The following is a 6,005-nucleotide window of genomic DNA, read 5'->3' on the forward strand; positions in this document are numbered from 1 at the left end:
CCAGACCATCGGGGCGCGACAGTCCCCCACGCCAGCGGGACCTCAGTAAATCTGCCAGAGCTCCTCGAGACGCTCGTTGACCAGCGCCATCTCGAAGTCTTCCGGCCGGAAGGAGTCGCCGTAGAGCTCGACCATCTCCTCGTGCTCGGAGTCGTCGGGGTCGGAGAGGGCGTCGAGGAGGTGCTCGTAGCCGAACGCCCCGCCGATGTCCTCGGGGGGGCACGCCCGGGCGCCGTCCAGGCAGGCCAAGGGGACGACCGTGGCGTCGTAGGGCGTGACCGCGACGACCTCGACCAGGTGCTCCCACCCGTCGGCCATGTCGTAGAGGTAGTGGAAGGCAGCGTCCGGCGGCCCGACGTCGGCGAGGGTGACCGAGGACTCGTCGAGCGCCCCCTCGCCCCAGTCCTCCTCGTCGGGAGGCACGTAGAGCCGGTCCTCTACTCGCCACTCGTGGAGGTGGCGGTCCTCCCAGCCCATGGCGATCTGGATCACCGCGTGGAGGAGCTGGAGGCCGACCACGCTCGGCACTCGCAGCTCCCGCCAGATCGGCGGGGTGACGTCGAGCAGGGTGACCCGGAGGCGGTGGACGGTGAGCTGCGTGGGGCGGTCGGCTCCGAGGTCGGTCACTGGCCAGCGCCGATCCGGCTGCGGGCGGGCAGCCGGCGGGTCAGGACCTCGAACTCGAGGTCGGGCCGGGTGGGGCGCCCGAAGCGGTCGTCGCCGTAGGGGAACGGCTCGCGCTGGCCGGTGCGGGCGTAGCCGAGCCGCTCGTACCAGGCGATGAGATCGCCGCGCTGGCGGATCACGGTCATGCGCATCGTCGTCGCGTCGAGCTCGTCGCGGGCCAGCCTCTCGGCCTCCTCGATGAGGGCCCGCCCGATGCCCCGGCCCTGCAGGCCGGGCCGCACGGCGAACATCCCGAAGTAGGCGACGTCGCCGGGGCGGGACTCGAGCTGGCAGCATGCCACCGCCGCTCCGGTGCCGTCTTCGGCCACGACCAGCCGGCCGGCGGCGGAGGTGATCACCGCGGCCAGGGCGTCGCGGTCGGTGCGCTGCCCCTCGAGGAGGTCCGCTTCGGTCGTCCAGCCCTCGCGGCTGGCGTCGCCGCGGTAGGCGGACTCGACCAACGCCACCAGCTCGTCGGTGTCGGCCAGGGTCGCGGTCCGGAAAGTCAGTTCGTCAGCGGGCACGGTCCCAGTGTGCGCGCGCCGGGGGCGGAGGCGCACGCCTCGGCTGCGCCGCCGGCGTGGGTGCGCGACGGAGGGTTACCCCTCCGCCAGGGGGGTTACAAACGAGGAGACGCCGGAGGACGGCGCCGGCTCCGCAGAGGAGCGTGCACCAAAGCGGTGACCTGCCGTGCGGCTCCGGGCCACCGGAAGGACGGCTATGGCTGACATCATCGACCTGCCCGACACCACCCGACGCGACGGCGGAGGAGGCACCAGCCGGGCGGTGGTTGTCGCGTCCGCGGTGACCGCGCTCGGCGGCCTGCTGTTCGGTTACGACACCGGGGTGGTCTCCGGAGCGCTGCTGTTCTTGCAGAAGTCCTTCGGTCACCTCTCGGCGTTCGACCGGGAGCTGGTCACCAGCCTCCTGCTCGTCGGCGCCGCAGTGGGCGCATTGGGAGCGGGCCGGCTGGCGGACCGGATCGGGCGGCGCACCACCGTGATCCTCACCGCCGCCGTCTTCGTCGTGGGGGTGCTGGCCGCGGCGCTCTCACCGGTGTTTCCGTTCTTGGTGGCCACCCGCTTCGTGATCGGCGTGGCGGTGGGGTCGGCGTCGATGGTGGTGCCGATGTACATCGGCGAGGTCGCCCCGCCCCGGTACCGGGGGGCGCTGGTCTCGTTCAACCAGCTGGCCATCACATCGGGGATCCTGGTCTCCTACCTGGTGGACTACGGCCTGTCGTCGTCGCAGAACTGGCGGCTCATGTTCGGCCTAGCGGCCATCCCCGCCGCCCTGCTCGGGGCGGGCATGCTGACCCAGTCGGAGAGCCCGCAGTGGCTGGTCGCCCAGGGCCGCGACGGCGAGGCCCGGGACGTCTTGGCTCGCCTGCGCCGCCCGGAGGAGGTCGAGCGCGAGATCGAGGTCCTCGACCGCAACACCAAGGCCGCCGAGGAGGAGCTCGGAAGTCGGGCGCTGCTCGCCCCGAAGCTGCGGGGCCTGCTCACCGTCGGCGTGCTGATGGCGGTCTTCCAACAGGTCACCGGGATCAACACCGTGATCTACTACGCGCCGACGCTGCTCTCCAACGCCGGGTTCGGGAGTTCGTCTGCGCTGCTCGCGAACGTGGTCAACGGCGGGGTCAACGTCGGCATGACCATCGTCGCCATCTGGCTGCTCGACCGCGTCGGCCGGCGGGTGCTGCTGCTAAGCGGCACATCGGGGATGGTGGTGGGGCTGACCACCGTCGGGTTGACCTTCCTGATCGGCGGCGACCACCTCCACGGGGGTGGGGCGGTGGTGGCCATCGCCGGGCTGCTCGTCTACACCGGCTCGTTCGCGGTCGGTCTAGGCCCGGTGTTCTGGCTGATGATCAGCGAGATCTACCCGTCCAACGTCCGGGCGTCGGCGATGAGCATCGCGACCATCGCCAACTGGGCTGCCAACTTCGCGGTGACGGTGTCGTTTTTGACGCTGCTCAACGCCATCACCAACGCAGGGACGTTCTTCCTCTTCGCCGGGTTGACGGTTGTCGCGTTGGCGTACTTCGCCGTGCGGGTGCCCGAGACGAAGGGGCGCACCCTCGGGGACGTGGAGGAGCGCGGCGCGAAGGCTGCGGGCCGCGCCGCGTGACGATCCTGGCCCGGCGCCCGCCCCGACCGGCCCGGCCTCAGCGGCGGGCGGCCGCGGTCTGGCGCCGGTTGGCGCGTTTGATGGCATCGACCAGCTGGTCTTTGGTCATCCGGGTCCGGCCCCGGACCTCTAGGCGGGCGGCCACGTCGAGGAGATGGGCCTTGCTGGCGTTGGCGTCGACCCCCTCCGCGGTCGGCAGGGGCCGGTCACGCTTGGCCCGACCCGACGGTCGGGCCGACTGGGCGTCGCTCGGACCTTTGCGGTCCTTGGCCTCCCAGTGGTCGCCGGTCTTCTCGTAGGAGTGCTTCACCGCGCCCCAAGCCACCCGGTGGGCTCGGGCCTCGTCGCCGTACTGGTCCTCGGCCGACTCCAGCGTCTCCTCGTAGGTCCGCTGCGCCTTGGCCGGGGAGCGACGAAGCGTCGAGGGGACGTCAGGGGTCGCCTTCTTGTTGGGTGAGTTCTTGGCCATGCCCCGCGACTACCCCGCCGGTGAGGCCCCGAACCGGGTCGAGCTACCCGGCGACGGGGGCGTGGCGCCGGGTCGGGACCGCCACGGCCCTCCAGGTCACCCGGAAGCGGGCCCCCCCGAGGGGAGCGTCGCCGATGAACCATTCCCCGCCGGTGGTGCGCACTACCGAGTCGGCGATCGCCAGGCCCAAGCCGGTGCCTCCCGGGACGTCCGAGACCCGGTGGAAGCGGTCGAACACCCGGGCCCGCTCCTCGGCGGGGACGCCCGGCCCGTCGTCGTCGACGGTGAGCACGACGTGACCGGCGGTGGTGACCACCTGCACCAGAACGGACCCGCCGGGAGGGCTGTAGCGGCACGCGTTGTCGACCAGGACCCCGAGGAGTCGGTCGACCCAGCCGGCCGGGGCCATGATGACGGCCACGTCGGCGGCCGCGACGTCCAGGCTCAGGCCCCGGCCGGCGGCCACCGCGGCGAAGCGGGTGACCGCAGCGTCGGCGGCGCCGGCCACGTCGACGGGCACGGCCGGGGGAACCTCGCTGCCCGAGTCGCTACGGGCCAGCCACAGCAGGTCGTCGACGATCTCCCGCAGCCGGTACCCCTCGTCGGAGACCCGCCTCAGCGTGTCGCGGTAGTACTCACCGTCACGGGGGCGGTCGAGGGCCAGACCGACTTCCGCCTGAATGACGCTGAGCGGGGTCCGCAGCTCGTGGGACGCGTCCGCGGTGAACGCCGCCTGCCGGCGGCGGACTTCCTCGACCGGGGCGGAGGCGCGCAGCCCGATAAGCAGGGCGGCGGCGTAGACGACGACGAGCAGGCCGGCGCCGAGCAGCAGCTCGGTCACGACCAGTTCGCCTCGGACCCGGTCGATCTGGCCGACGCTCTCTGCCACCACGACCCATCCGTCAAGGACGCTTTGCGCCCGGGCCCGCAGCGACAGGGTCCCGATGTGAAGCGACACCACCGCCCCGCTGCGCCACGGGCGCACCGGGAGCGCCGGCGCGCCGCGGATGAGGGCGGTGGAGTGCCCGTCGGCGGTGACCAGCCACACGAGGGCCGGCGCGTCGTCGAAGTCACCGTCGCCGTCGGTCGTCCCGGTCAAGGGGCGGGGGGAAGCGGCGTCGAGGGGGCCTTTGGCCAGGATGCTTTGCACCCGGTCAGCCAGGCGGCTGTCGGCCTCGGCCCGGAGATGGCGAAGCACGATGACGTCGAGAGCGGCACCGATCACGACCGCGAGCAGCGCGGTGAGGGCGGTGGCGACCAGGGCGACCTTGATGGCGTGGCGGCGGTGGCCGCGGTTGAGGGCGTGGCGCAGCCGCCCCTGGGCTGGTCTCACTGCTGCTCCAGCCGGTAGCCGAGGCCCCGGACGGTGGTGATGACCGCACCGGTGTCGCGCAGCTTGTTGCGCAGCCGGCCGATGTGGACGTCGATGGTGTTGGACCCGACCGCGTCGGCCTCGTCGTCCCATACCTGGCTGGCGATGCTGAGGCGGGTGACCACGCTCGGACTGCGCCGCAGGAGCACCTCGAGGATGCCCATCTCGGTGCTGGTCAAGTCGATCGGCTCGCCCCGGTAGGACACGATCCGGGTCGCCGGGTCGAAGTGCACTTCGCCGACGTGCAGCGAGTGGGCCGGGGCCTGCGCGGGGCGCCGCTGCAGCGCCCGGAGGCGAGCCAGCAGTTCGCTGAAGTCGAACGGTTTGACCAGGTAGTCGTCAGCGCCCGCGTCGAGACCGGCGACCCGGTCGGCGTGGGTGTCGCGGGCGGTCAGCATCAGGATCGGGGTGCGCGTACCGCGGGCCCGGAGCCGGGCCAGCACGTCCATGCCGTCCGCCTTGGGCATCCGCCAGTCGAGCACGATGACCTCGTACTCGTAGGTCAGCGCGTAGGCCACTGCGTCGGCCCCGTCACCGACCGCGTCGACGACATAGCCGTGCTCTCGAAGGCCTCGGGCCAGCACCGATCGCAGTCCCGGGTCGTCCTCGGCGACGAGGACCCTCACCTGCGGGCCTGGCCAAGTGACCGCACCGCGGTGTCTACCGGCCGGCCGATACCATCCGGCGCGCGCCGGAGCGGGCCGGGGCCAAGCGGACCAGCGCCTGGTAGGTGACCACCGCGATGGCCAGGTGCATGAACACGAGCACCAGTACGGCCTGAGCCGAATCGCCCCGGACCAACAGCGCGGCGTCGGGAAGGAGGAGGACCGCCGACACCACGACTGCTAGGCGGACGAACAGCCACCGCGGCTGGGATGTGATGCGGGTCACGACAGGCCATGCGATGCAGGCGATGATGACACCAATGACGGTCAGCTTGGAGTAGTCACCGAACCGGTAGTGCTGGTAGCCCTTGGTGGCGGGGAACACGGCTTTGCCGGCGGCGACGAGCACCGCGTCGGCGAGCAGCGAACCGATGATGGCGACCGCGGTAGCGACGAGGACCGAGCGCGCCCCAGGCTGGCTGGGGGCCGGCTCGAAATCGACTCGGCACAGCTCGAGGGCACGGTCCAGCGGAGGGGGGAAGGTCGGCACGGTCAGACTCCAGCGAGGCGATGGGGGGATCGAAGCGATGGTACGGGTCGGTCCTGACAAGTTCATGAAGCCCGGCCGGTGGCGGACGCCACACGCGCCTGGCGTCCATCTGACCACTGTCGGTAACGCCACGTTCATCCGCGTCGGCTAGAACGTAAGGGACAAACCGCCCAGGCACGCAGCCGGCCGGCGGGCCCGGGTGGGGCCAGCCAC

The 6,005-nt window shown here is 71.9% G+C and carries 7 protein-coding genes; 1 reads left to right on the forward strand and 6 read right to left on the reverse strand.

Annotated elements, in window-relative coordinates:
• Positions 1-42: 42 nt before the first annotated feature.
• The gene (locus tag K6U06_RS21695) at positions 43-627 is read right to left on the reverse strand and encodes a plasmid pRiA4b ORF-3 family protein (protein ID WP_262324071.1); all 585 of its coding nucleotides are present in this window, start codon (positions 625-627) and stop codon (positions 43-45) included.
• A complete protein-coding gene (locus tag K6U06_RS21700) occupies positions 624-1,190 on the reverse strand; it encodes a GNAT family N-acetyltransferase (protein ID WP_262324072.1) in 567 nt (188 codons plus the stop codon). Before K6U06_RS21700 ends, K6U06_RS21695 begins: the two co-directional genes overlap by 4 nt.
• Before the next feature lie 196 nt (positions 1,191-1,386).
• On the opposite strand from K6U06_RS21700, the gene K6U06_RS21705 reads away from it, so the two are divergent.
• Positions 1,387-2,796, forward strand: coding sequence for a sugar porter family MFS transporter (locus K6U06_RS21705; protein ID WP_262324073.1), 1,410 nt, complete (start codon positions 1,387-1,389; stop codon positions 2,794-2,796).
• 37 nt (positions 2,797-2,833) lie between these two features.
• On the opposite strand, the gene K6U06_RS21710 is transcribed toward K6U06_RS21705, so the two are convergent.
• The 4 genes from K6U06_RS21710 to K6U06_RS21725 are packed head-to-tail and all read right to left on the reverse strand — an operon-like array spanning position 2,834 to position 5,792.
• The gene (locus tag K6U06_RS21710) at positions 2,834-3,265 is read right to left on the reverse strand and encodes a ChaB family protein (protein ID WP_262324074.1); all 432 of its coding nucleotides are present in this window, start codon (positions 3,263-3,265) and stop codon (positions 2,834-2,836) included.
• Positions 3,266-3,308: 43 nt separating this feature from the next.
• Complete coding sequence (locus K6U06_RS21715) at positions 3,309-4,598, reverse strand: sensor histidine kinase (protein WP_262324075.1); 1,290 nt, start codon at positions 4,596-4,598, stop codon at positions 3,309-3,311.
• Positions 4,595-5,263, reverse strand: coding sequence for a response regulator transcription factor (locus tag K6U06_RS21720; RefSeq protein WP_262324076.1), 669 nt, complete (start codon positions 5,261-5,263; stop codon positions 4,595-4,597). The genes K6U06_RS21715 and K6U06_RS21720 overlap by 4 nt, the downstream gene beginning before the upstream one ends.
• A 34-nt stretch (positions 5,264-5,297) precedes the next feature.
• Complete coding sequence (locus tag K6U06_RS21725) at positions 5,298-5,792, reverse strand: DUF6069 family protein (RefSeq protein ID WP_262324077.1); 495 nt, start codon at positions 5,790-5,792, stop codon at positions 5,298-5,300.
• Positions 5,793-6,005: the final 213 nt, after the last annotated feature.

It is taken from the genome of Acidiferrimicrobium sp. IK (assembly GCF_025499425.1).
Taxonomy (GTDB): Bacteria; Actinomycetota; Acidimicrobiia; order Acidimicrobiales; family Palsa-688; genus Acidiferrimicrobium.

Excerpts from the sequence above, each read along its gene's own strand:
- K6U06_RS21705 (WP_262324073.1), top strand. The coding sequence starts at position 1,387 with ATGGCTGACATCATCGACCTGCCCGACACCACCCGACGCGACGGCGGA.
- K6U06_RS21710 (WP_262324074.1), bottom strand. The coding sequence starts at position 3,265 with ATGGCCAAGAACTCACCCAACAAGAAGGCGACCCCTGACGTCCCCTCG.